Source organism: Streptomyces sp. NPDC012769 (assembly GCF_042901205.1).
In the GTDB taxonomy this organism is placed as follows: Bacteria; Actinomycetota; Actinomycetes; order Streptomycetales; family Streptomycetaceae; genus Streptomyces.
Genome location: NZ_JBIBCP010000006.1, coordinates 196,186 through 220,376, shown reverse-complemented (window position 1 = coordinate 220,376; position 24,191 = coordinate 196,186). Strand labels below are relative to the sequence as shown.

The window sequence follows — 24,191 nt, the reverse complement described above, 5'->3', positions numbered from 1 at the left end:
AGTTACACCGCCCTCATCAGCAGGGTCGCGGCGATGAGCACCGCCGTACCTCCGAACATGGAGACCGCGTACGACCGGGCGTAGCCGTTCTGGAACATGCGCAGTCGGCCGGAGAGGCCGCCGACCGAGGCCGCGGTGCCGTTGACCACCCCGTCGACGAGGCTGTGGTCGACGTAGACGAGGGAGCGGGTCAGGTGGGTGCCGCCGCGGACGAAGACGACGTGGTTGAAGTCGTCCTGGAGCAGGTCGCGGCGGGCGGCCCGGGTGAGCAGCGAGCCGCGCGGGGCGACCACCGGCACCGGGCGGCGCCCGTACTGGAGGTAGGCGACGCCGACGCCGAGGAGCATGACGGCGACGGTGGAGGCGGTGATCGCCCCGGCGCCGATCGGCGGGTGTCCGTGCTCGAAGCCGGTGACCGGCTCCAGCCACTTCACGAAGCGGTCGCCGATGCCGAAGAAGCCGCCGGCGAAGACCGAGCCGAAGGCGAGCAGGATCATCGGGATCGTCATGGACTTCGGCGACTCGTGCGGGTGGGGCATCGCCCCGGCCGCGTGCTCGGCGGCCGGTTCGGCGCCGGGCACCTTGTCGGCGTCCGGGGCGGGCTGCCAGCGCTTCTCGCCGAAGAAGGTCAGGATCATCACGCGGGTCATGTAGTACGCGGTGATGGCGGCGCCGAGGAGGGCGCAGCCGCCGAGGATCCAGCCCTCGGTGCCGCCCTTGGCGAAGGCCGCCTCGATGATCTTGTCCTTGGAGAAGAAGCCGGACAGGCCCGGGAAGCCGATGATCGCGAGGTAGCCGAGGCCGAAGGTGGCGAAGGTGACCGGCATGTACTTCCTGAGGCCGCCGTACTTGCGCATGTCGACCTCGTCGTTCATGCCGTGCATGACGGAGCCGGCGCCGAGGAAGAGCCCGGCCTTGAAGAAGCCGTGGGTCACCAGGTGCATGATCGCGAAGGCGTAGCCGATGGGGCCGAGGCCGGCCGCGAGGACCATGTAGCCGATCTGCGACATCGTCGAACCGGCCAGCGCCTTCTTGATGTCGTCCTTCGCGCAACCGACGATCGCACCGAAGAGGAGCGTGACGGCGCCGACGACGGTGACGACGAGCTGGGCGTCGGGGGCGGCGTTGAAGATGTCGGCGGAGCGGACGATCAGATAGACACCGGCGGTGACCATGGTGGCGGCGTGGATGAGGGCGGAGACCGGTGTCGGGCCCTCCATCGCGTCGCCGAGCCAGGACTGCAGCGGGACCTGGGCGGACTTGCCGCAGGCCGCGAGGAGCAGCATCAGACCGATCGCGGTCAGCATGCCCTCGGAGGTCTCTCCGGCCGACTCCAGGACCGGCCCGAAGGCGAAGGTCCCGAAGGTGGTGAACATCAGCATGATCGCGATGGACAGGCCCATGTCGCCGACCCGGTTGACCAGGAAGGCCTTCTTCGCGGCGGTGGCCGCGGTGGGCTTGTGCTGCCAGAAGCCGATCAGGAGGTACGAGGCGAGGCCGACGCCCTCCCAGCCGAAGTACAGCAGCAGGTAGTTGTCGGCGAGGACGAGGAGCAGCATCGCCGCGACGAACAGGTTGAGGTAGCCGAAGAAGCGGCGGCGGCGCTCGTCGTGCTCCATGTACCCGATCGAGTACACGTGGATGAGCGTGCCCACGCCGGTGATCAGCAGCACGAAGGTCATCGACAGCTGGTCGAGCTGGAAGGCGATGTCCGCCTGGAAGCCCTCGACGGGGATCCAGCTGAACAGCCGCTGGTGCAGGGCCCGGTCTTCGGCGCTCCGGGAGAGCATGTCGGCGAACAGGACCAGGCCGATGCCGAAGGAGACGGCGGCGAGCAGGGTGCCGAGCCAGTGCCCGGCCTTGTCGAGCCGCCGCCCGCCGCACAGCAGGACGGCCGCTCCGAGCAGGGGCGCCGCGACGAGCAGCGCAATGAGGTTGTCCACGGTCAGCCCCTCACAGCTTCATCAGGCTGGCGTCGTCGACCGAGGCCGAGTGACGGGCACGGAAGACGGACACGATGATCGCGAGTCCGACGACGACCTCCGCGGCGGCCACGACCATCGTGAAGAAGGCGATGATCTGGCCGTCGAGGTTGCCGTGCATACGGGAGAAGGCGACGAACGCGAGGTTGCAGGCGTTGAGCATCAGCTCGACGCACATGAAGACGACGATCGCGTTCCGCCGGATCAGCACCCCGGCCGCACCGATGGTGAACAGCAGGGCGGCGAGATACAGGTAGTTGACGGGATTCACCGGGTGGCCTCCTCTTCGTCCCGGGCCGAGCCCCGATCCGAGTCCCGGACCTGGTCCCGGATGTCGCGGACGTCCTCCCGGTCCCGGCCGAGGCGCTCCTCGGAGCGCTGCTCCAGGGCCTTGAGGTCGGCGAGCGCCTCCGTCGACACGTCACGGACCTGGCCGCGCTTGCGCAGCGTGGAGATGACGGTGAGCTCGGCCGGGGTGCCGTCGGGCAGCAGACCGGCGATGTCCACCGCGTTGTGCCGGGCGTAGACGCCGGGCGCCGGGAGCGGCGGGAGGTGCTTGCCTTCCCGCACGCGCTGCTCGGACAGCTCGCGCTGGGTGCGGGCGCGTTCGGTGCGCTCGCGGTGGGTGAGGACCATGGCGCCGACGGCCGCGGTGATCAGCAGGGCGCCGGTGATCTCGAAGGCGAACACGTACTTGGTGAAGACGAGGGCGGCGATGCCCTCGACGTTCCCCCCGTGGGCGGTGTTCGCCGCGCCGAGGCCGTTGAACTCGGTGAGCGAGGCGCGGCCGATGCCGGCGATCAGCAGGACGCCGAAGCCGAGCCCGCAGGCCGCGGCCCACCAGCGCTGCCCCTTGAGGGTCTCCTTCAGCGAGTCGGCGGCGGTGACGCCGACCAGCATGACCACGAAGAGGAACAGCATCATGATCGCGCCGGTGTAGACGACGATCTGGACGACGCCGAGGAAGTACGCGCCGTTGGCGAGGTAGAAGACCGCCAGGACGATCATGGTGCCGGCGAGGCAGAGCGCGGAGTGGACGGCCTTCCTCATGAGGATCGTGCACAGCGCGCCGACGACGGCGACGGTGCCGAGGACCCAGAACTGGACGGCCTCGCCGGTGGAGGTGGCGGAGGCGGCGAGGGTCGCGCTCATCGGCCGACCACCTTCCCCGACGCCGGTTCGGACTCGCCGAAGGTGGACTCGCCCTCCTGCACCACCTCGCCCTTGGAGACGGCGACCTGGGGGACGGTGCCGGGCGCGGCCTCGGTGACCAGTCCCCGGTAGTAGTCCTGCTCGTCGGTGCCGGGGTAGATGGCGTGCGGGGTGTCGACCATGCCCTCCTCGAGACCCGCGAGCAGCTGCTCCTTGGTGTAGATCAGGTTCTCGCGGGAGGAGTCGGCCAGTTCGAACTCGTTGGTCATCGTCAGGGCCCGCGTGGGGCACGCCTCGATGCACAGTCCGCACAGGATGCAGCGGGCGTAGTTGATCTGGTAGACGCGGCCGTACCGCTCGCCCGGGGAGTAGCGCTCCTCGTCGGTGTTGTCGGCGCCCTCCACGTAGATGGCGTCGGCGGGGCAGGCCCAGGCGCACAGCTCGCAGCCGACGCACTTCTCCAGGCCGTCGGGGTGACGGTTGAGCTGGTGCCGGCCGTGGAAGCGGGGCGCCGTCGTCTTCTGCTGCTCCGGGTACTGCTCGGTCAGCCGCTTCTTGAACATGGCCTTGAAGGTCACGCCGAAGCCGGCCACCGGATTCTGGAAATCAGACACCGTCCGTCTCCTTTCCATCACTCTCAGTAGCAGTATCGGGGCCACCACTGACAATCAGCTCCCGCTCGTGGCGGGGCCGACGCCGCGGTACGGGCGGCAGGGACTGTCCGGGCTTGGGCGGTACGGGGAAGCCGCCGGCCATCGGGTCGAACGCGCGGGTGTCCTCGGGTGCCGGCGCCCCGCCCTTCGCCTTCCGGTCGCGGAAGACGTCGGCGACGAAGGAGAGCAGCAGCACCGCGAGGACCGCGCCGGCGACGTAGAGCACGATCGTCTGGAAGTCGTAGTTCGCGTTGCGCAGCGCCCGGACGGTGGCGACCAGCATCAGCCAGACCAGCGAGACCGGGATGAGGACCTTCCAGCCGAGCTTCATCAGCTGGTCGTAGCGGACGCGGGGCAGGGTGCCGCGCAGCCAGATGAAGAAGAACAGCAGCAGCTGCACCTTGAGGACGAACCAGAGCATCGGCCACCAGCCGTGGTTCGCGCCCTCCCAGAAGGTGGAGATCGGGTACGGGGCCCGCCAGCCGCCCAGGAACAGGGTCACGGACACGGCCGAGACGGTCACCATGTTCACGTACTCGGCGAGCATGAACATCGCGAACTTGATGGACGAGTACTCGGTGTTGAAGCCGCCGACGAGGTCGCCCTCGGACTCCGGCATGTCGAAGGGGGCGCGGTTGGTCTCGCCCACCATGGTGACGATGTAGATGATGAAGGAGACCGGCAGCAGGACGACGAACCAGCGGTCGGCCTGCGCCTCGACGATCGCCGAGGTCGACATCGACCCGGAGTAGAGGAAGACCGAGGCGAACGCGGCGCCCATGGCGATCTCGTAGGAGATCATCTGCGCGCAGGAGCGCAGTCCGCCGAGCAGCGGGTACGTGGAGCCGGAGGACCAGCCGGCCAGGACGATGCCGTAGATGCCGACGGAGGCGACCGCGAGGACGTACAGCATCGCGATCGGCAGGTCGGTCAGCTGCATCGCCGTGCGGTGCCCGAAGATCGACACCTCGTTGCCGGCCGGGCCGAACGGGATCACCGCGATCGCCATGAAGGCCGGGATGGCGGCGACGATCGGGGCCAGGACATAGACGACCTTGTCGGCCCGGCGGACGATCACGTCCTCCTTCAGCATCAGCTTGATGCCGTCGGCGAGCGACTGGAGCATGCCCCAGGGGCCGTGCCGGTTGGGCCCGACGCGCAGCTGCATCCAGGCGACGACCTTGCGCTCCCACACGATGGAGAAGAGCACGGTCACCATCAGGAACGCGAAGCAGAAGACCGCCTTGATCGCGACGAGCCACCAGGGGTCGGTGCCGAACATCGACAGGTCCTCGGCGGCGAGGACGCTGCGCTGTGCGGCGTCGAGTGCAGCGAGGGCGGTCATGCGCGCACCTCCGGTACGGGGAGGGCCGGGCCTGCGGCCGGCCGGACGACGTGGGCGCCGGAGCCGCGCGAGCCCGTCGCGCGGTCCGCGGCGGCCGGGGCGACCCCCGACCGGAGGCCGCCACCCGCTCGCGGCGCCGCCGCGACGAGCAGCCGGACGCCGGACCCGGCGGGCTGCGCCGCCAAAGGCCCGCGTGCGCTGGAGCCCTCGGCCCGCAGGGCGGGTCGGCGGAGCCGTGCCAAGGGCTCGCGCACGATGCGGACCTCTCCCGGCAGGGCGGGGCGGTGGGGCGCGGAGCTGGTCACGTCGCCACCTCCTTCGAGGTGGCCGGGCCGATGCGGACCAGGTCGCCGGGGTGGGCGCCGGTGTCGGTGAGGACGCCGTGGCCGGTGGAGTTCAGCGGGAGCCAGACCACGCGGTCGGGCATCTCGGTGACCGCCAGGGGGAGTTCGGTGCTGCCGGACGGGCCGGTGACGGCGAGGAGGTCGCCGTCCTTGACGCCGGTGGCGGCGGCGGTGGCGGCCGAGAGGCGGGCGACGGCGGCGTGCCGGGTGCCGGCCAGGGCCTCGTCGCCCTCCTGGAGGCGGCCCAGGTCGAGCAGCAGCCGGTGTCCGGCGAGGACGGCCTCGCCGTCGGCGGGGCGCGCCGCGGCCTGGCCGGGCTCGGTCGGCTCGGTGGCCCGCTCGCCGGTCCAGCCGCCGAGCCGGTCCAGCTCGCGCCGCACCGACCGCAGGTCGGGCAGCGCCAGATGGGCGTCGAGCGCGTCGGCCAGCATGTGCAGGACACGGGCGTCGCTCGGGGGAAGCGGCCGGGTCATCTGCTCCGGCTTGAGCGCGGCCTCGAACATCCGGGCCCTGCCCTCCCAGTTGAGGAAGGTGCCGGGCTTCTCGGCGACCGCGGCGACCGGCAGGACCACGTCGGCCCGCTCGGTGACCGCGCCGGGGCGCAGCTCCAGGGAGACGACGAAGGCCGCGTCGAGGGCCTCGCGGGCGCGGGCCGGGTCCGGCAGGTCGTCGACGTCGACGCCGCCGACGAGCAGCGCGGCCAGCTCGCCGGTCGCGGCCGCCTCGACGATCTGGCCGGTGTCGCGGCCGTAGCCGTGCGGGAGTTCGCGCACGCCCCAGACGGCGGCGACCTCCTCGCGGGCCCTCGGGTCGGTCGCGGGCCGGCCGCCGGGCAGCAGCGCGGGGATGGCGCCCGCCTCGACGGCGCCGCGCTCTCCGGCCCGGCGCGGGATCCACACCAGCCGCGCGCCGGTGGCGGTCGCGGCCCGTACGGCGGCGGTCAGCGCGCCCGGCACTCCGGCGAGCCGCTCGCCGACGACGATCACCGCGCCGTCCTGGCGCAGCGCCTCGGCGGCGGCGAGGCCGTCCCCGGACAGCCCGGTCCGGGAGGTCAGCGCGTCGAGCCACTCGGTCTCGGTGCCGGGAGCGGCGGCGAGCAGGGTGCCGCCGGTCTTCTCCAGGCCGCGGGTGGCGTAGGCGGCGACCGCGTAGGTCCTCTGCCCCTTCTTCCGCCAGGCCTTGCGCAGCCGCAGGAAGACGCCGGGCGCCTCCTCCTCGGACTCCAGGCCGACGAGGAGCACCGCGGGCGCCGCCTCCAGCGAGGTGTACGTGACCCCGGCACCGTCCAGGTCCCGGCCGCGCCCGGCGACGACGGAGGCGAGGAAGTCGGCCTCCTCGCCGGAGTGGACGCGGGCCCGGAAGTCGACGTCGTTGGTGTCGAGGGCGACCCGCGCGAACTTGGCGTACGCGTAGGAGTCCTCGACGGTCAGCCGGCCGCCGGCCAGGACGCCGGTGCGCCCGCGGACCAGGCCGCGGGCGGCGGCCTCCAGGGCCTCCGGCCAGGACGCGGCTTCGAGCACGCCGAGCTCGTTGCGGACGAGCGGGGTGGTGAGCCGGTCACGCTGCTGCGCGTAACGGAACCCGAACCGCCCCTTGTCGCAGATCCACTCCTCGTTGACCTCGGGGTCCTCGGCGGCGAGCCGTCGCATGACCTTGCCGCGCCGGTGGTCGGTGCGGGTCGCGCAGCCGCCCGCGCAGTGCTCGCAGACGCTCGGCGACGACACCAGGTCGAAGGGCCGGGAGCGGAAGCGGTAGGCGGCCGAGGTGAGCGCGCCGACCGGGCAGATCTGGATGGTGTTGCCGGAGAAGTACGACTCGAAGGGGTCGCCCTCGCCGGTGCCGACCTGCTGGAGCGCGCCGCGCTCGACCAGCTCGATCATCGGGTCGCCGGCGACCTGGTTGGAGAAGCGGGTGCAGCGCGCGCACAGCACGCACCGCTCGCGGTCCAGGAGCACCTGCGTGGAGATCGGGACCGGCTTCTCGTACGTCCGCTTGCGGCCCTCGAAGCGGGACTCGGCCTGCCCGTGGGACATCGCCTGGTTCTGCAGCGGGCACTCGCCGCCCTTGTCGCAGACGGGGCAGTCCAGCGGGTGGTTGATGAGCAGCAGCTCCATCACACCGTGCTGGGCCTTCTCGGCGACGGGGCTGGTCAGCTGTGACTTGACGACCATGCCGTCGGTGCAGGTGATGGTGCAGGAGGCCATCGGCTTGCGCTGGCCCTCGACCTCGACGATGCACTGGCGGCAGGCGCCGGCCGGGTCGAGCAGCGGGTGGTCGCAGAACCGGGGGATCTCGATGCCGAGCTGCTCGGCGGCGCGGATCACCAGGGTCCCCTTGGGGACGGAGACCTCGATGCCGTCGATCGTCAGCGTGACGAGATCCTCCGGCGGCACCGCCGGGCTGCCGCCGCCGGCCGGGTTCGACGTGGTGACGGTCATGCGTTCACCTCCCGGTGCTTGTCCGCCCAGGCCGTCGACTTGGCGGGGTCGAAGGGGCAGCCCTTGCCCGTGATGTGCTGCTCGTACTCGTCGCGGAAGTACTTCAGCGAGGAGAAGATCGGCGAGGCGGCGCCGTCGCCGAGGGCGCAGAACGACTTGCCGTTGATGTTGTCGGCGATGTCGTTCAGCTTGTCGAGGTCGGACATGACGCCCTTGCCCGCCTCGATGTCGCGGAGCAACTGGACCAGCCAGTAGGTGCCCTCGCGGCAGGGCGTGCACTTGCCGCAGGACTCGTGGGCGTAGAACTCGGTCCAGCGGGTGACGGCCCGGACCACGCAGGTGGTCTCGTCGAAGCACTGCAGCGCCTTGGTGCCGAGCATGGAACCGGCGGCGCCGACGCCCTCGTAGTCGAGCGGGACGTCGAGGTGCTCCTCGGTGAACATCGGGGTGGAGGAGCCGCCGGGGGTCCAGAACTTGAGCCGGTGGCCGGGCCGCATCCCGCCGCTCATGTCGAGGAGCTGGCGCAGGGTGATGCCGAGCGGGGCCTCGTACTGGCCGGGCGAGGCGACGTGGCCGCTGAGCGAGTAGAGCGTGAAGCCCGGGGACTTCTCGCTGCCCATGGACGTGAACCAGTCCTTGCCCTTGTGGAGGATCGCGGGAACCGAGGCGATGGACTCGACGTTGTTCACCACGGTGGGGCAGGCGTACAGACCGGCGACCGCGGGGAAGGGGGGACGCAGCCGGGGCTGGCCGCGCCGTCCTTCGAGCGAGTCGAGCAGGGCGGTCTCCTCGCCGCAGATGTACGCGCCGGCGCCGGCGTGCACGGTGAGCTCGACGTCGAGCCCGCTGCCGAGGATGTTCCGGCCGAGGTATCCGGCGTCGTAGGCCTCCTTCACCGCGTGGTGCAGGCGGCGCAGGACGGGGACGACCTCGCCGCGCAGATAGATGAAGGCGTGGCTGGAGCGGATCGCGTAGCAGGCGATCACGATGCCCTCGATGAGCGAGTGCGGGTTGGCGAAGAGGAGCGGGATGTCCTTGCAGGTGCCGGGCTCGGACTCGTCGGCGTTGACGACGAGGTAGTGCGGCTTGCCGTCGCCCTGGGGAATGAACTGCCACTTCATCCCGGTGGGGAAGCCCGCGCCGCCGCGGCCGCGCAGGCCGGACTCCTTGACGTACGCGATGAGTTCGTCGGGCGACATCGCGAGGGCCCTGCGCAGGCCCTCGTAGCCGTCGTGGCGCCGGTAGGTCTCCAGGGTCCAGGAGTCCGGCTGGTCCCAGAAGGCGGACAGGACGGGTGCGAGCAGCTTCTCGGGGCTGCTGTTGTTGATCTCGGCTGCCAAGGTCATCACTCCCCCTCCCCACTGGCCGATTCGCCGCGCGGGTGGACGATCTTGTGGTGCGGGGTCTCGCCCTTGGCCAGCCGCAACCCGACGAGCGAGGCCGGGCCGGCCCCTCCGGTGGCCTCGACGGCCCCCTCGCGCTCGTCGGGGAAGCCCGCCAGGATGCGGGCGGTCTCCTTGAAGGTGCACAGCGGCGCGCCGCGGGTGGGTGCGACGGGACGGCCGGCCCGCAGGTCGTCGACGATCTGCTTGGCGGACTCGGGCGTCTGGTTGTCGAAGAACTCCCAGTTGACCATCACGACCGGGGCGAAGTCGCAGGCCGCGTTGCACTCGATGTGCTCCAGGGTGACCTTGCCGTCCGGGGTGGTCTCGTTGTTGCCGACGCCCAGGTGCTCCTTGAGCTCCTCGAAGATGGCGTCGCCGCCCATGACCGCGCACAGCGTGTTGGTGCAGACGCCGACCTGGTAGTCCCCGGAGGGCCGGCGGCGGTACATGCTGTAGAAGGTGGCGACGGCGGTGACCTCGGCGGTGGTCAGGCCGAGCATGTCGGCGCAGAACCGCATGCCGGTACGGGTGACGTGGCCCTCCTCCGACTGCACGAGGTGCAGCAGCGGCAGGAGCGCGGAGCGGGACCCCGGGTAGCGGTCGATGATCGCCCGCGCGTCCGCCTCCAGCCGGGCGCGGACCTCGGCCGGGTAGTCGGGTGCGGGCAGCTGGGGCATCCCGAGACTGGTGTGTCCGTCCGTCATCGGTCGACGCCTCCCATCACGGGGTCGATGGACGCGACGGCGACGATGACGTCGGCGACCTGGCCGCCTTCGCACATCGCGGCCATGGCCTGGAGGTTGGTGAAGGACGGGTCGCGGAAGTGGACCCGGTAGGGGCGGGTGCCGCCGTCGGAGACGACGTGGACGCCGAGTTCGCCCTTGGGCGACTCGACGGCCGTGTAGGCCTGTCCGGCGGGGACCCGGAAGCCCTCGGTGACCAGCTTGAAGTGGTGGATCAGGGCCTCCATGGAGGTGCCCATGATCTTCTTGATGTGATCGAGGGAGTTGCCGAGGCCGTCGGGGCCGAGGGCGAGCTGGGCGGGCCAGGCGATCTTCTTGTCGCCGACCATGACCGGTCCGGGCTCCAGGCGGTCGAGGCACTGCTCGACGATCCGCAGCGACTGGCGCATCTCCTCCAGGCGGACGAGGAAGCGGCCGTAGGCGTCGCAGCTGTCGGCGGTGGGGACCTCGAAGTCGTAGGTCTCGTAGCCGCAGTACGGGTCGGTCTTGCGCAGGTCGTGCGGGAGGCCGGCCGAGCGCAGGATGGGGCCGGTGGCGCCCAGCGCCATGCAGCCGGTCAGGTCGAGGTAGCCGACGTCCTGCATGCGGGCCTTGAAGATGGGGTTGCCGGTGGCGAGCTTGTCGTACTCCGGCAGGTTCTTCTTCATGGTCTTCACGAACTCGCGCACGGCGTCGACGGCGCCGGGCGGGAGGTCCTGGGCGAGGCCGCCGGGGCGGATGAACGCGTGGTTCATGCGCAGGCCGGTGATCAGCTCGTACAGGTCCAGGATCATCTCGCGGTCCCGGAAGCCGTAGATCATGATCGTGGTGGCGCCGAGCTCCATGCCGCCGGTGGCGATGCAGACCAGGTGCGAGGAGAGCCGGTTGAGCTCCATCAGCAGGACGCGGATGACGCTCGCCCGGTCCGGGATCTGGTCGGTGATGCCGAGCAGCTTCTCCACGCCGAGGCAGTACGCCGTCTCGTTGTAGAACGAGGTGAGGTAGTCCATGCGCGTGACGAAGGTGGTGCCCTGCGTCCAGGTCCGGTATTCGAGGTTCTTCTCGATGCCGGTGTGGAGGTAGCCGATGCCGCAGCGGGCCTCGGTGACGGTCTCGCCGTCGATCTCCAGGATGAGCCGGAGCACGCCGTGGGTGGAGGGGTGCTGGGGGCCCATGTTGACGACGATGCGCTCGTCGTCGGCCTTGGCGGCGGACCGGACGACCTCGTCCCAGTCGCCGCCGGTGACCGTGTAGACGGTGCCTTCGGTCGTCTCACGCGCGCTTGCAGAAGGGGTGGTCACGAGTACGACCTCCGCTGGTCCGGAGCCGGGATCTGGGCGCCCTTGTACTCGACGGCGATGCCGCCGAGGGGGTAGTCCTTGCGCTGCGGGTGGCCCTGCCAGTCGTCCGGCATCATGATCCGGGTGAGGGCGGGGTGGCCGTCGAAGACGAGGCCGAAGAAGTCGTAGGTCTCGCGCTCGTGCCAGTCGTTGGTCGGATAGACCGCGACGAGCGACGGGACGTGCGGGTCGGCGTCGGGGGCCGAGACCTCCAGGCGGATCAGCCGGCCGTGGGTGAGCGAGCGCAGGTGGTAGACGGCGTGCAGCTCGCGGCCCTTGTCGCCCGGGTAGTGGACGCCGGAGACGCCCGTACAGAGCTCGAAGCGCAGGGCGGGGTCGTCGCGCAGGGTGCGGGCGACCCGGACGAGGTGCTCGCGCTCGACGTGGAAGGTGAGTTCGCCGCGGTCGACGACCGTCTTCTCGATCGCGTTCCCGGGGACCAGGCCCTGTTCCTCCAGGGCGCCCTCGAGCTCGTCGGCGACCTCGTCGAACCAGCCGCCGTAGGGGCGGGTGGCGGGCCCGGGGAGCCGGATCGAGCGGACGAGGCCGCCGTAGCCGGAGGTGTCGCCGCCGTCGTCGGCGCCGAACATGCCGCGCTGGACGCGGACCTCCTCACCGTGCTCGCCGCGCTGCCCCGGCAGGTTCTGCGCGCTGAGGTCCTTCTCGGGGTTGGGCGTCTCGTCGCTCAACGGAGCAGCCCCTTCATCTCGATCGTCGGCAGCGCCTTGAGCGCCGCCTCCTCCGCCTCGCGGGCCGCTTCCTTGGCGTTCACGCCGAGCTTGGAGCCCTGGATCTTCTGGTGGAGCTTGAGGATCGCGTCCATCAGCATCTCCGGGCGCGGCGGACAACCCGGCAAATAGATGTCAACCGGAACAATGTGATCAACACCCTGCACAATCGCGTAATTGTTGAACATTCCGCCCGAAGACGCGCACACCCCCATGGAGATGACCCACTTGGGGTTCGGCATCTGGTCGTAGACCTGCCGCAGGACGGGCGCCATCTTCTGGCTGACGCGGCCGGCCACGATCATCAGGTCGGCCTGGCGCGGCGAGCCCCGGAAGACCTCCATGCCGAAGCGGGCCAGGTCGTAGCGGCCGGCTCCGGTGGTCATCATCTCGATGGCGCAGCAGGCGAGGCCGAAGGTCGCGGGGAAGACGGAGGCCTTCCGGACCCAGCCCGCGGCCTGTTCGACGGTCGTCAGCAGAAAACCGCTCGGCAGCTTCTCTTCGAGTCCCATGGGTGCTCCTCAGCCCCTCAGTCCCATTCCAGGCCGCCGCGCCGCCACACGTACGCGTAGGCGACGAAGACGGTGAGCACGAAGAGCAGCATCTCCACGAGCCCGAAAAGCCCCAGGGCGTCGAAGCTGACGGCCCAGGGGTAGAGGAAGACGATCTCGATGTCGAAGACGATGAAGAGCATCGCCGTCAGGTAGTACTTGATCGGGAAGCGACCGCCCCCGGCAGGCGTCGGCGTGGGCTCGATGCCGCACTCGTACGCCTCGAGTTTCGCCCTGTTGTACCGCTTTGGCCCGATGAGCGTGGCCATGACCACGGAGAAGATCGCAAACCCCGCTCCCAGGGCACCGAGCACGAGGATGGGCGCGTACGCATTCACGCTCCTCGCTCCTTCCAGTCGTCCTTGACCGTTGGACCGCACTGTCGGCTTCTCGCGTCGTCTCACCCGGGGCACCGAAGATCGCCACATGTGAGGCAGTTCACAAGCCCGACTGCCGCGTATCTTAAGCCCGCCCCTCTGTGATCTGCGACACGGGGTACGCCAAGGACTTTGTGATCTCCACCACCTGACGAAGGATCATGAAGTCGGATGAGCGGTGATCTTGCCACTCGAAGCGCCCAGGTGATCACCAGATGTGACATCCGTACCGGAAATCGCTGGTCGGAGGGGGTGTTGCACTATCAAGAGTTGGCAGCTACAGGCAAATTGGCAGTGGGACGCGTGCAGGTGATAAGGAAACCGGCCGTCGCCCGGTCGGGGGTCCGGAGGTACGACGGTGGACGTGTGCACGCGTTCACGAGCCCGGGTGTGACCTGCGCCACAGGTGGGGGGTGCCCGGAAGAACGGGGCTTGGCCATCCACGTGAAGAGGTGGTAAGCGACGGGCAATTCGGGCTTTTCATTGAAAACACATGTTCAAGGCCCCATTGAGCCGTGCCCGTTTTGCCCGTTACGGCGTCAATAAGGGCGCCAGGAAAGCGGATTCGAAGGTTCCGAACGTAACTGTGGCGCAACCCACGTTTCTTGAAGGGAACCGTGAAGCCCTGATAGCGGTTGTACTCATGTCCCAGACCGCTCACATACCCAGCCACCGGAAGCCCCGCCGCGGCGCCTCGAAGCTCGCGTTCCGGGCCGGAGTTGCCGGTGGCGTCTTCAGCACCATCGCGGTGGCCGGTGCCGCCGCTCCGGCGAACGCCGAGCCGGTGACCGAGACGACCCTCGAGATGCCCACGCTGGGCTCCCTCGACGCCGACCTCGCCAGCGCCGTCTCCGCCTCCGCCGAGGCGAGCCAGCAGGAAGCCCTGGACCAGAGCCTCGCGGCCCAGGAGAAGGCCGCCCTGGAGAAGGCCGCCAAGGACGCCAAGAAGGCCAAGGCCGAGGCCGACCGCAAGGCCGAGGCCGAGAAGGCCGAGAAGGCCCGCGCCGAGGCCCGCGAGCGCGCCTCCCGCACCTCGGAGCGCACCTCGCTCTCCGCGTCCTCCTACAGCGCCTCGGACAGCGGCTCGTCCTCCGGGGACACCCAGGTCGCCACCGGCTCGGCCGCCGCCATCGTGGCCTTCGCCCGCGCCCAGGTCGGCGACGCCTACGTCTCCGGCGGCACCGGCCCCAACTCCTGGGACTGCTCCGGCCTCGTCCAGGCCGCCTACCGCCAGGCCGGCATCGACCTGCCGCGCGTCTCCAGCTCGCAGTCGAGCATGGGCACCTCCGTCTCCCTGAGCAACCTCCAGCCGGGCGACATCCTGTACTGGGGCAGCCGCAGCGGCTCGTACCACGTCGCCATCTACGTCGGCGGCGGCATGTACGTCGGCGCGCAGAACCCGTCGACCGGTGTCGTCGAGCGTTCCCTGGACTGGGACACGCCGTCGGGCGCCGTCCGGATCCTCTGATCCGTCCGCGGAACACGCACGAAGGGCCGTCACTCCTCGGGGGAGCGACGGCCCTTCGTCACGTACGCCCTACTTCGCCCGGAACGCCTCGATGATCCGGGCGTAGCTGTCCCCGCCGTGCCCGGCGTCGACGGCGCCGCGCATCAGCTCCAGGTGCAGCTCCGGGAGCCGGTTGTCGATGCCGCGCGCCTCCGCCGCGTGCAGCAGGTGCCCGATCGCCGCCACCTGCACGTCGATCGTGGCGTCGTCGCCCGGGTATTCCCCGGCGTCGATCTGCCCGGCGTACCCCGTCATGAACCAGGAGACCGTGCCCAGCCAGCGGGTGGCGATCGCGGTGAAGTCCCGGGCCGGGACCCCGTCCGCGCCCGCGAGGGCGGCGGCGTGCAGCCAGCCGCCGAAGACCGACCACATGAGCCCCAGCAGCCCCGCGTCGTAGAGCGAGGCGAGTCCGGCGTCCGGGCCGAGGTCGACCGGGTCGCCGAGCACCCGGAGCGCCTCCCGGTGGGCGGCGAGCAGCTCCGGCGATCCCGCGTAGAGGATCATGTTGGCACTGTCGCCGATCCCCGGCGGGGTCGTCATGATGCCGCCGTCCAGGTAGCCGACGCCGTGCTCCGCCGCCCAGCGGGCCTGCGCACGGGCCTGCTCGGGAGATCCGCTGGTGAGGTTGACCAGCACCCGGCCGCGGAGCACGTCGGCGACCGGTACGAGGAGTTCGCGCACGGCCGCGTCGTCGAGGACACAGACCACGACGAGTTCGCTCGCGCGGGCGGCCTCGGCGACGCTGGCGGCGCGGGTGGCGCCCCGGGCGACCAGGGCGTCGGCCCTGCCCGGCGTACGGTTCCAGACGGTGGTGGGGTGGCCGGCGGCGAGGAAGGCGTCGGCCAGGGCGGTGCCCATCTGCCCGAGGCCGATGACGGTGACGCTCTGCTTGTTCATGGCTCCACGCTCGCAGCGGCGGAAACCGGCCGACAGGGGAAGAACCGACCGCCTCCGCACGGTTCCTGCCATAGGCTCGTGATCATGAACGCTGGAGTGGTCGCCGTCGCCCTCGTATCCGACGAGGGGCCTGGCGAGGGGCCCGGGATCTCCCCCTGGGACCTCTACGAACTCTCCGTCGCCACCATGGTCTTCGGGATCCCGCACAAGGACCTGGCCGACCCCTGGTACGCGCTGCGCGTCTGCGGCGGCCCCGCCCCGCACCGCACCCACGGACTCGACGGGCTCGCGGGCGCGGACACCGTCATCGTGCCGTCGGTGCCGGACGGCGTCGTCGAGGGCGGCGTCACCCTGCCCGGCGATCTCGTCGAGGCCCTGCGGGCGGCGGCGGAGGGCGGGGCGCGGATGGTCTCCATGTGCAGCGGCGCCTTCGCGCTCGCCGCCGCCGGACTGCTCGACGGCCGACGGGCCACCCTCCACCGGGAGTACGCGCCCGAACTCGCCGCCCGGCACCCCCGGGTCGACGTCGACGCCTCGGTCCTGTTCACCGACGAGGACACCGTGCTCACCAGCGCGGGCGCCGCCGCCGGCCTGGACCTGTGCCTGCATCTCGTACGCAAGGACCTGGGCGCCGCCGTCGCGGGCGCCCTCGCCCAGCGCCTGGTCGTCCCGGCCCTCCGGGCGGGCGACCGCCCCCAGTTCGTCGAGGCGCCGCTGCCGCCGGGCGAACGGGACCTGCTCGGCCCCGCCCTCCAGTGGGCCCAGGAGCACCTGCACGAGCCCCTGAGCGTCGATGACCTGGCCCGCCGGGCCCGCATGAGCCCGCGCACCTTCCACCGCCGGGTCCGCGAGGCCCACGGCACCACGCCGCTGCAGTGGCTGCTGCAGCAGCGGGTCGCCCGGGCACAGACGCTCCTGGAGTCCACCGACCTGCCGGTGGAGCGCGTCGGCGAGCACAGCGGTCTGGGCACGGCGGCGAACCTCCGCCGCCACTTCACCCGGGCGCTCGGCCTCTCGCCGACGGCCTACCGGCGTGCGGTCACGCCTTCGGGGCCACCTTCGACAGGCCGTTGATGATGCGGTCCATCGCGTCGCCGCCGGTCGGGTCGGTGAGGTTGGCCAGCATCTTCAGCGTGAACTTCATCAGCACCGGGTGGGTCAGACCGCGCTGGGTCGCGATCTTCATGACCTTCGGGTTGCCGATGAGCTTCACGAAGGCGCGGCCCAGCGTGTAGTAGCCGCCGTAGGTGTCCTTCAGGATCCGCGGGTAGTTGCGCAGCGCCAGCTCCCGCTGGGCGGGGGTGGAGCGGGCGTGGGCCTGCACGATGACGTCGGCGGCGATCTGGCCGGACTCCATCGCGTAGGCGATGCCCTCGCCGTTGAACGGGTTGACCAGGCCGCCCGCGTCGCCGACGAGCAGCAGCCCCTTGGTGTAGTGCGGCTGGCGGTTGAAGGCCATCGGCAGGGCGGCGCCGCGGATCGGCGTCGTCATGTTCTCCGGGGTGAAGCCCCAGTCCTCCGGCATGGAGGCGCACCAGGCCTTCAGGACCTCACGCCAGTCGAGCTCCTTGAAGGCGGAGGAGGAGTCGAGGATGCCGAGGCCGACGTTGGAGGTGCCGTCGCCCATGCCGAAGATCCAGCCGTAGCCGGGCAGCAGCCGGTCCTGCGGGCCGCGCCGGTCCCACAGCTCCAGCCAGGACTCCAGGTAGTCGTCCTCGTGGCGGGGGGTCGTGAAGTACGTCCGGACGGCGACGCCCATCGGACGGTCCTCGCGGCGGTGCAGGCCCATCGCCAGCGACAGCCGGGTGGAGTTGCCGTCGGCGGCGACGACCAGCGGCGCGTGGAAGGTGACCTCGCGCTTCTCCTCGCCGAGCTTGGCGCGCACGCCGGTGATCCGGCCGGTGCGGTCGTCGATCAGCGGCGACTGGACGTTGCAGCGCTCGTACAGCCGCGCCCCGGCCTTCTGCGCCTGACGGGCCAGCGTCTCGTCGAAGTCGTCGCGCTTGCGCACGAGTCCGTAGTCCGGGTACGAGGCGAGATCCGGCCAGTCGAGCTGGAGCCGCACGCCGCCGCCGATGATCCGCAGGCCCTTGTTGCGCAGCCAGCCCGCCTCCTCGGAGATGTCGATGCCCATGGCGACGAGCTGCTTGGTGGCGCGCGGGGTGAGCCCGTCGCCGCAGACCTTCTCGCGCGGGAACGCGGTCTTCTCCAGGAGCAGGACGTCGAGTCCCGCCTTGGCCAGGTAGTACGCGGTGGTCGAGCCCGCCGGGCCCGCCCCGACGACGATCACATCTGCGCTGTGCTCGGAGAGGGGCTGCTCGGTCACGGCGGGGTCTCCCGAAGACTAGGTCGGTAGGGGGCGGTACGGACGTACGGACGTACCCCGGCAGTCTATGGGGCCCGTGTCGGACCTTCCGGAGGGCCACCCGGAAGGGAAAGATCGTCATATGACGATCATGCGAAGACATGGAGAACTCACCCGGCGGCGGGGCGCGCTGATCACCGCGTTCCTCGCCCTCATCTGCTCGGCGTTCCTCGCCCTGCCGTCGAACGCCGGCGCCGCCGCCTTCGACGACTGCCCGGCGAACACCCTGTGCCTCTACAGCGGCCCCGACGGCACCGGCGAGCGGCGGGACTTCACCGACCGGCAGAGCCTGGAGAGCTACGACGCGACCTGGGACGACAAGACGCTCTCCGCCAAGAACAACACGAAGCTGTGGGCCTGCGTCTACGTCGACGCCGGCTACGGCGGCCTGCTCCAGACCGTCATGCCGGACCGCTTCGACGAATACTCCGACGGCGACGCCCGCTGGGTGAAGACCATCAGCTCCCACAAGCTGGTGCCCTCCCGGGCCCACTGCTTCACCGGCTACGAGCGCTGCCCCGACGACCGGATCTGCACCTTCGCCCAGGAGCGCGGCCGCGGCGCGATGACCGTGCACACGGCCACGACCGACCCGGCCACCGGGAACGTCGGCAGCAGCTACGGCACCGGCGCCGCGCCCAAGTCGGTCTGGAACCGCACCGCCAAGCACGTCTGCTTCTACCCCGAGCCCACCTTCACCGGCACCTGGACCGACACCGCGGCCGGGCACACGTACGGCGCCTATGTCGTGCTGCGCGGTGACAGCACCACCGTGCCGGCCCCCTTCGCCGGCACCTTCCGCTCGCACGAGCTCGTCGACCGAACGGCGGACTGCCAGTGACCAGGAACCGCCGCCGTACGTTCGCGGCCCTCGCCGCCACCGTCGCCGCCCTCAGCCTGGCCACCTCGGCCGGCGCGGCACCCGCCGTCGAGGAGCCGTCGAGCCCACTGGGCACCAACTGGACGGCGGGCGCGCCGGTCGTCCTCGCCCCCGGCGTCACCCACACCACCTGGACGGAGACCAAGCTCGACAACCGGCTCAAGGCGCGCGTCCTCCAGGTCGTCGAGATCGATCCCGCCGCCGGGGCGGTGACCCTGGAGAGCGTCATCGGCGCGAGCGACGCCGCCGCCGAGACGGTCCTCGACCAGCTGGGCACCGTCACCACCGTGGCCTCCCGGAAGCCCTACGCGGGCGTCAACGGCGGCCTGTTCCAGCGGGAGCCGCTGCCGTCCGGCGCCGACGGGAACGTCGTGCACACGAGCGCCGCCGTCACCGACGGCGTCCTGCACAGCGCCGCCTGCTGGAACGGCGGGCAGGGCGGCAACGGGGCGGTGATCCAGTACGGCATCCCGTACGTCACCAAGCTCGGTACGGAGCTGAAGCTCAGCGCGTCGCCCACCGCGAGCGTGCGCGTCGACGACGTCAACCGGACCCCCGGCCGCATCCCGCACTGCGCGCGGGACGCCGAGGACCGGAAGGTGAGCGACTCGCCCCGCGTCTACGCGGACCCCGACGAGATCGTGGTGTTCACCGACGACTACGGGACCACCACCCCCGCCCTCACCGAGGGTTACGAGGTCGTCCTCGGCGCCAACGGCCTGGTCACCGCCGTCCACGAGAACCGCGGCGGCACCGCCGTCCCGGCCGGCGGCCGGATCCTCCAGGGCATCGGCACCGGGGCGGAGTGGCTGCGCACCCACCTGCCGGTCGGCAGCAGGCCGGTCGTGGAGACGAAGCTCCACGACCGGACCCTGGGCCGGGAGATCCCGCTCGACGAGTCCGTCGACGTGGTCAGCTCCTTCCACCGGCTCCTCGAGGACGGCGTGGTGCCCTCCCTCGACGTCCTGCCCAACTCCTGCACCGCGACCGGCGAGGAGCCCGGCAAGACCGACAGCCGGCTCAAGATCTGCACCGACTCGCGCACCGCGCTGGGCGTCGACCTCCAGGGCCACCCCCTGCTGATCACCCTCACCGGCCAGGACAACGAGGACGGCGACTATCTGCACGACTTCGCCACGCTCCTGGACTCCGAGGAGCTCGGTCTGATCGACGCGCTCAACCTCGACGGCGGCGGCTCCACCACACTGGTGACCGGCATGAAGACGCGTACGCCGCCGACCGACACCGACGACGCCACCGGCGCGAAGGTGCACCGGAAGGTGGCCGACGCCGTCTACACCGGCGTCGGCGGCTACGGCATGTACGCGAAGTAGCCCGGTGGGCGCGGTGACCCGGCCGCGCCCTACTCCGCCTTGAACCCGCGGTGCATGGCCACGATGCCGCCCGTGAGGTTGCGCCAGGCGACCCTGGACCAGCCGGCCTTCCGCAGCATCCCCGCGAGGGCCGGCTGGTCGGGCCAGGAACGGATCGACTCGGCGAGGTAGACGTACGCGTCGGGGTTCGAGGAGACGGCGCGCGCGACCGGCGGCAGCGCGCGCATCAGGTACTCCTCGTAGACCGTGCGGAACGGCGCCCACGTGGGGTGGGAGAACTCGCAGATGACGACGCGGCCGCCGGGCTTCGTCACCCGGTGGAGCTCGCGCAGCGCCTGGTCGGTGTCCTGGATGTTGCGCAGTCCGAAGGAGATGGTGACGGCGTCGAAGACGTCGTCCCTGAACGGCAGCTTCGTGCCGTCGCCCGCGGTGAACGGCATCCACGGGTGCTTCTGCTTGCCCACCCGGAGCATGCCGAGGGAGAAGTCGCACGGCACGACGTACGCCCCGGCGCGGGCGAACGGCTGCGAGGAGGTCGCGGTCCCGGCCGCGAGGTCCAGGATCTTCTGCGCGGGCCGCGCGTCGACCGCCTTGGCGACCTCCTTGCGCCACCGCCGGTCCTGACCCAGGGACAGGACGTCGTTGGTGAGGTCGTAGTTCGCCGCCACGTCGTCGAACATGGAGGCGACTTCGTGCGGCTGCTTGTCCAGGTTGGCTCGGGTCACGCTCCCCATTCAAGCAGCCGCCGGAATCTCTCCTCGTACCGCTTCAACCTTTCGGGCGCGGGCGTGCTCAAGGACGGTCGAGCACAGCACGCGACGGCGAGGAGAGCAGGAGTGCGATGGCAGTGTCGATCGAAGTGAGACCCGAGGCGGTGCGGGGCGTGGACGCGGGGCCGGCCGCCGGGTTCGAGGAGTTCGCCCGCGCCTCCCAGCAGCGGCTGTACCGGACGGCGTATCTGCTCAGCGGGGACGCGGAGACCGCCCGGGACCTGACCCAGACCACGCTGGCCAAGCTCTACCAGCACTGGCGGCGGGCGGGGGCCGCCGAGCATCCGCACGCGTATGCCAAGACGGTGCTGACGCGGACGTTCCTGGCGGAACGCCGGCGGCGGCTGCGCGACCTCCTCGCCCTCACCCGGACCGGCGGCACCGTCCCCGAGCCTGCCGCCGACCACGCCGACCTGCGCGTCACGCTGCTCGCGGCGCTCGCCGAGCTGCCGCCGAGGGCCCGGGCGATGGTCGTGCTGCGCTACTGGGACGACCAGAGCGTGGCCTCCGTCGCGGCGCTGCTGCGGTGCAGCGAGGCCACCGTCAAGAGCCAGTGCTCGCGCTCGCTCGCCCGACTCCGCGTACGCCTGGCCGACGCCGGGCTCTCGATCACGGAAAGCTGAGGTTCCCCGTGGACAAGACCGTTCCGCTCCGCGACGCCCTGGACCGCACGGCGGAGGACCTTCCGCCGCTGCCCGACCTCGCCCCGCTCGCCGTGCGGCAGGGCCGCAAGCGGCGGGCCAGGGCCCGCCTCGCCGTCGTGACGGCCGCCTTCGGCGCGGTCACCGCGGGAGCCCTCGGGCTCACCCTGCTGCCGGGGACGGACCCCGCGCCCGCGATGCCGGCCGTCGTGCCCTCGTCGGCCGTCGGGAGCGGGAGCCCCGGCGCGAGCCATCCCCCGGTGGTCGTGGAGGAGACGCCCGGTGTCACCCCGCCCGACAACCCCGACGGCCTGAGCCCGGCCGAGCGCGAGCGGCGTGCGGAGCACCAGCAGCGGGTGGCGGCGCTCCTCGACGAGCTGCTGCCCCCCACGGTCACCGCGATCCGGCCGGTGAAGGACGAGGTGGCCGTCTACCGGATCACGGCCGGCGGCACGTCCTTCCGCATGACCGTCTCGGTGCGGCCGACCGACGACCGGGCTCTGAAGCCCTGCCCGGACGTGGCGGGCGGGAAGATCGTCTGCGAGGCGGTCGGCTTCGACGGGGACCGCGAGGCGCACCTGCTCTCGATGCCGGTCGACGAGGCGGACACCCTGGGCTCGTACGTGAACTTCCTGTACGGCAAGAGCCGTGTGCTGCTCTCCGTCGACCCCCAGGGCGCGTCGGCGCCGGTGACCCCGCGCCAGCTGCTCGCCGTGGCCGAGGACCCGCGCTTCCTCGACCTGGTCCGGCAGGCGGACGCGAGTCCGATGGAGACGAAGGCGCCGCCGACCGTCAAGGGCGGGTGAGCGGTCCTCCCGGGCGGTCCGGCGATCCCGGGGCGTCCCGGGCGGTCCCGTCAGCGGGCGCGGTAGACGAGGCGGCCGTCGAGGACGGTGGCCACGCAGGTCGACGCCCCCCGGCGCACCAGGGTCGCCGTGTCGGGGACGTCGAAGACGGCGAAGCGCGCCGGGCCGCCCGCGGTCAGGCGCGGGAGCAGCACCAGCGGCACCGGGGACAGCGACGGCGGGCCGGGGAGCACCTCGGGCCGCCGGCCGACCGCGAGTCCGGCGCGGCGCACCGCGTCCTGGGCGGCCCGGGAACGGAGCTCGCCGGCGACGGCGACCGTCCCGTGGGCGAGGAGGCGCTGCACCCCGCGCCGGGCACTGGCGCCGAGCCGGGCCGGGTCGGCGCGGAAGAGGGCCCGGGCGCGCTCCCCCGTGATCGGCTCGGTGCCGTACTCGTCGGCCTCGCGCGGGTCCGGGTGGTAGGTCTGCTCCAGCAGCTCGGGGCCGTACGGATTGAGCAGGCCGGGCAGCAGGAGGCCGGGCCAGCGGCGCAGCCGGGCGTCCTGGTGGGCGGCCGCCAGCTCCTCGTACGGGCCGACGGCCGCGATCCGGCCGCCGTCGACGAGGACGGCGGTCTCCGGCGACGCCTCGGCGGCGTGCAGGGTCAGCAACGGGGCCTCAGTTCGCGTCCAGCAGCTTCAGCTCGGGGTGGGCCGTGCCGCCCTCGATCGCGATCGACGAGATGTGCGAGGCGACGCGCTCGTCGACCGGGTCGTTCGCCGGGTCGTCGTGGACGACGAGGTGCTCGTACGTCGTCGAGCGCTGGGCGGGTACGCGGCCGGCCTTACGGATCAGGTCGATGATCTCCAGCCGGTTCGAGCGGTGCTTCGCGCCCGCCGAGGAGACCACGTTCTCCTCCAGCATGATCGAGCCCAGGTCGTCCGCCCCGTAGTGCAGGGACAGCTGGCCGACCTCCTTGCCGGTGGTGAGCCAGGACCCCTGGATGTGCGCCACGTTGTCGAGGAAGAGCCGCGCGACGGCGATGATGCGCAGGTACTCGAAGAGGGTGGCCTGGGTGCGGCCCTTCAGGTGGTTGTTCTCGGGCTGGTACGTGTAGGGGATGAAGGCCCGGAAGCCGCCCGTCCGGTCCTGCACGTCACGGATCATCCGCAGGTGCTCGATGCGCTCGGCGTTGGTCTCGCCGGTCCCCATCAGCATGGTGGAGGTGGACTCGACGCCCAGCTTGTGGGCGATCTCCATGATCTCCAGCCAGCGCTCGCCGCTCTCCTTGAGCGGCGCGATGGCCTTGCGCGGACGCGCGGGGAGCAGCTCGGCCCCGGCGCCGGCGAAGGAGTCGAGGCCGGCCTCGTGGATGCGGGTGATGGCCTCCTCGACGGAGACGCCGGAGATGCGGGCCATGTGCTCGACCTCGGACGCCCCGAGGGAGTGGATGACCAGCTGCGGGAAGTCCTTCTTGATGGCGGCGAAGTGCTTCTCGTAGTACTCGACGCCGAAGTCCGGGTGGTGACCGCCCTGGAACATGATCTGGGTGCCGCCGAGCTCCACGGTCTCCGCGCAGCGGCGGAGGATGTCCTCGAGGTCGCGGGTCCAGCCGTTCTTGGTGTCCTTCGGCGGGGCGTAGAAGGCGCAGAACTTGCACGCCGTCACACAGACGTTCGTGTAGTTGATGTTGCGCTCGATGATGTACGTCGCGATGTGCTCGGTCCCCGCGTACCGGCGGCGGCGCACGGCGTCCGCGGCGGCGCCCAGGGCGTGCAGCGGCGCCGAGCGGTACAGGTCGAGCGCCTCCTCGGGAGTGATCCGGCCACCCGCGGCGGCGCGGTCGAGAACGGACTGGAGCACGGCCTTCTCGGTCACCGGATGTGTCCCTTTCGGAGGGGTACTGAACGGACCGAGCCAGCCTACGCCAGGGCCTCCGCACGGATTCGTCCCGGTCCCGAGCCAACCGATCGGGCGCGGGAGCCCTCTCCTTCT

General features: G+C 71.3%; 24 protein-coding genes. 6 read left to right on the top strand and 18 right to left on the bottom strand.

The annotated features are described in order from the left end of the window. Positions 1 to 2: 2 nt before the first annotated feature. The 13 genes from nuoL to ACFY7C_RS29465 are packed head-to-tail and all read right to left on the bottom strand — an operon-like array spanning position 3 to position 12,978. Positions 3 to 1,943, bottom strand: coding sequence for an NADH-quinone oxidoreductase subunit L (nuoL, locus tag ACFY7C_RS29525; protein WP_389656066.1), 1,941 nt, complete (start codon positions 1,941 to 1,943; stop codon positions 3 to 5). Positions 1,944 to 1,953: 10 nt separating this feature from the next. Then, positions 1,954 to 2,253, bottom strand: a complete 300-nt coding sequence (nuoK, locus tag ACFY7C_RS29520) for an NADH-quinone oxidoreductase subunit NuoK (protein ID WP_030214504.1) — start codon at positions 2,251 to 2,253, stop codon at positions 1,954 to 1,956. After that, on the bottom strand, positions 2,250 to 3,134 hold the full coding sequence (locus ACFY7C_RS29515) for an NADH-quinone oxidoreductase subunit J (RefSeq protein WP_389656063.1): 885 nt from the start codon (positions 3,132 to 3,134) through the stop codon (positions 2,250 to 2,252). Before ACFY7C_RS29515 ends, nuoK begins: the two co-directional genes overlap by 4 nt. Then, positions 3,131 to 3,748: an NADH-quinone oxidoreductase subunit NuoI gene (gene nuoI / locus ACFY7C_RS29510; protein ID WP_389656060.1), complete on the bottom strand. Its 618-nt coding sequence runs from the start codon at positions 3,746 to 3,748 to the stop codon at positions 3,131 to 3,133. The genes ACFY7C_RS29515 and nuoI overlap by 4 nt, the downstream gene beginning before the upstream one ends. Continuing rightward, the gene (gene nuoH, locus ACFY7C_RS29505; protein ID WP_389656057.1) at positions 3,741 to 5,132 is read right to left on the bottom strand and encodes an NADH-quinone oxidoreductase subunit NuoH; all 1,392 of its coding nucleotides are present in this window, start codon (positions 5,130 to 5,132) and stop codon (positions 3,741 to 3,743) included. The genes nuoI and nuoH overlap by 8 nt, the downstream gene beginning before the upstream one ends. Then, the gene (locus tag ACFY7C_RS29500; protein ID WP_389656054.1) at positions 5,129 to 5,437 is read right to left on the bottom strand and encodes a hypothetical protein; all 309 of its coding nucleotides are present in this window, start codon (positions 5,435 to 5,437) and stop codon (positions 5,129 to 5,131) included. Before ACFY7C_RS29500 ends, nuoH begins: the two co-directional genes overlap by 4 nt. Continuing rightward, a complete protein-coding gene (locus tag ACFY7C_RS29495; protein WP_389656051.1) occupies positions 5,434 to 7,914 on the bottom strand; it encodes an NADH-quinone oxidoreductase subunit G in 2,481 nt (826 codons plus the stop codon). Before ACFY7C_RS29495 ends, ACFY7C_RS29500 begins: the two co-directional genes overlap by 4 nt. Continuing rightward, on the bottom strand, positions 7,911 to 9,260 hold the full coding sequence (gene nuoF / locus ACFY7C_RS29490; RefSeq protein ID WP_389656048.1) for an NADH-quinone oxidoreductase subunit NuoF: 1,350 nt from the start codon (positions 9,258 to 9,260) through the stop codon (positions 7,911 to 7,913). The genes ACFY7C_RS29495 and nuoF overlap by 4 nt, the downstream gene beginning before the upstream one ends. Next, a complete protein-coding gene (gene nuoE, locus ACFY7C_RS29485) occupies positions 9,260 to 10,003 on the bottom strand; it encodes an NADH-quinone oxidoreductase subunit NuoE (protein WP_389656045.1) in 744 nt (247 codons plus the stop codon). The genes nuoF and nuoE overlap by 1 nt, the downstream gene beginning before the upstream one ends. Then, entirely contained in the window at positions 10,000 to 11,322 is a 1,323-nt protein-coding gene (locus ACFY7C_RS29480; RefSeq protein ID WP_389656042.1) for an NADH-quinone oxidoreductase subunit D, read from the bottom strand. The genes nuoE and ACFY7C_RS29480 overlap by 4 nt, the downstream gene beginning before the upstream one ends. Further along, a complete protein-coding gene (locus tag ACFY7C_RS29475; RefSeq protein WP_389656039.1) occupies positions 11,319 to 12,050 on the bottom strand; it encodes an NADH-quinone oxidoreductase subunit C in 732 nt (243 codons plus the stop codon). The genes ACFY7C_RS29480 and ACFY7C_RS29475 overlap by 4 nt, the downstream gene beginning before the upstream one ends. Then, on the bottom strand, positions 12,047 to 12,601 hold the full coding sequence (locus tag ACFY7C_RS29470) for an NADH-quinone oxidoreductase subunit B family protein (RefSeq protein WP_265863904.1): 555 nt from the start codon (positions 12,599 to 12,601) through the stop codon (positions 12,047 to 12,049). The genes ACFY7C_RS29475 and ACFY7C_RS29470 overlap by 4 nt, the downstream gene beginning before the upstream one ends. A 17-nt stretch (positions 12,602 to 12,618) precedes the next feature. Next, positions 12,619 to 12,978 carry an NADH-quinone oxidoreductase subunit A gene (locus ACFY7C_RS29465; RefSeq protein WP_003956195.1) on the bottom strand — a complete coding sequence of 120 codons (360 nt, stop codon included), beginning with the start codon at positions 12,976 to 12,978 and terminating at the stop codon, positions 12,619 to 12,621. A gap of 682 nt (positions 12,979 to 13,660) precedes the next feature. On the opposite strand from ACFY7C_RS29465, the gene ACFY7C_RS29460 reads away from it, so the two are divergent. Then, the gene (locus tag ACFY7C_RS29460; protein WP_389656036.1) at positions 13,661 to 14,485 is read left to right on the top strand and encodes a C40 family peptidase; all 825 of its coding nucleotides are present in this window, start codon (positions 13,661 to 13,663) and stop codon (positions 14,483 to 14,485) included. A 69-nt stretch (positions 14,486 to 14,554) separates the two neighbouring features. On the opposite strand, the gene ACFY7C_RS29455 is transcribed toward ACFY7C_RS29460, so the two are convergent. Next, positions 14,555 to 15,421, bottom strand: coding sequence for an NAD(P)-dependent oxidoreductase (locus ACFY7C_RS29455; protein ID WP_389656034.1), 867 nt, complete (start codon positions 15,419 to 15,421; stop codon positions 14,555 to 14,557). A gap of 84 nt (positions 15,422 to 15,505) precedes the next feature. Between ACFY7C_RS29455 and ACFY7C_RS29450 the strand changes: the two genes are divergently transcribed. Further along, the gene (locus ACFY7C_RS29450; RefSeq protein ID WP_389656032.1) at positions 15,506 to 16,495 is read left to right on the top strand and encodes a helix-turn-helix domain-containing protein; all 990 of its coding nucleotides are present in this window, start codon (positions 15,506 to 15,508) and stop codon (positions 16,493 to 16,495) included. Here ACFY7C_RS29450 and ACFY7C_RS29445 read toward each other — a convergent pair. Continuing rightward, complete coding sequence (locus tag ACFY7C_RS29445; RefSeq protein ID WP_389656030.1) at positions 16,461 to 17,747, bottom strand: geranylgeranyl reductase family protein; 1,287 nt, start codon at positions 17,745 to 17,747, stop codon at positions 16,461 to 16,463. The genes ACFY7C_RS29450 and ACFY7C_RS29445 overlap by 35 nt on opposite strands. Before the next feature lie 121 nt (positions 17,748 to 17,868). Here ACFY7C_RS29445 and ACFY7C_RS29440 point away from each other — a divergent pair, with 121 nt between their 5' ends. Next, on the top strand, positions 17,869 to 18,627 hold the full coding sequence (locus tag ACFY7C_RS29440; RefSeq protein ID WP_389656028.1) for a peptidase inhibitor family I36 protein: 759 nt from the start codon (positions 17,869 to 17,871) through the stop codon (positions 18,625 to 18,627). Beyond that, positions 18,624 to 20,000: a phosphodiester glycosidase family protein gene (locus tag ACFY7C_RS29435; protein ID WP_389656026.1), complete on the top strand. Its 1,377-nt coding sequence runs from the start codon at positions 18,624 to 18,626 to the stop codon at positions 19,998 to 20,000. The genes ACFY7C_RS29440 and ACFY7C_RS29435 overlap by 4 nt, the downstream gene beginning before the upstream one ends. A gap of 29 nt (positions 20,001 to 20,029) precedes the next feature. On the opposite strand, the gene ACFY7C_RS29430 is transcribed toward ACFY7C_RS29435, so the two are convergent. Beyond that, on the bottom strand, positions 20,030 to 20,725 hold the full coding sequence (locus ACFY7C_RS29430; protein ID WP_389656024.1) for a demethylmenaquinone methyltransferase: 696 nt from the start codon (positions 20,723 to 20,725) through the stop codon (positions 20,030 to 20,032). Between the two features lie 158 nt (positions 20,726 to 20,883). On the opposite strand from ACFY7C_RS29430, the gene ACFY7C_RS29425 reads away from it, so the two are divergent. Then, complete coding sequence (locus tag ACFY7C_RS29425; RefSeq protein ID WP_389656923.1) at positions 20,884 to 21,393, top strand: SigE family RNA polymerase sigma factor; 510 nt, start codon at positions 20,884 to 20,886, stop codon at positions 21,391 to 21,393. Positions 21,394 to 21,401: 8 nt separating this feature from the next. Further along, positions 21,402 to 22,217 carry a hypothetical protein gene (locus tag ACFY7C_RS29420; RefSeq protein ID WP_389656022.1) on the top strand — a complete coding sequence of 272 codons (816 nt, stop codon included), beginning with the start codon at positions 21,402 to 21,404 and terminating at the stop codon, positions 22,215 to 22,217. Positions 22,218 to 22,267: 50 nt separating this feature from the next. Here the strand turns inward: ACFY7C_RS29420 and ACFY7C_RS29415 are convergent, their stop codons facing one another. Together ACFY7C_RS29415 and mqnC are read right to left on the bottom strand one after the other, a co-directional pair. Then, complete coding sequence (locus tag ACFY7C_RS29415; RefSeq protein WP_389656020.1) at positions 22,268 to 22,867, bottom strand: hypothetical protein; 600 nt, start codon at positions 22,865 to 22,867, stop codon at positions 22,268 to 22,270. Between the two features lie 7 nt (positions 22,868 to 22,874). Further along, the gene (gene mqnC / locus ACFY7C_RS29410; protein ID WP_389656018.1) at positions 22,875 to 24,074 is read right to left on the bottom strand and encodes a cyclic dehypoxanthinyl futalosine synthase; all 1,200 of its coding nucleotides are present in this window, start codon (positions 24,072 to 24,074) and stop codon (positions 22,875 to 22,877) included. Between the last annotated feature and the right edge of the window lie 117 nt (positions 24,075 to 24,191).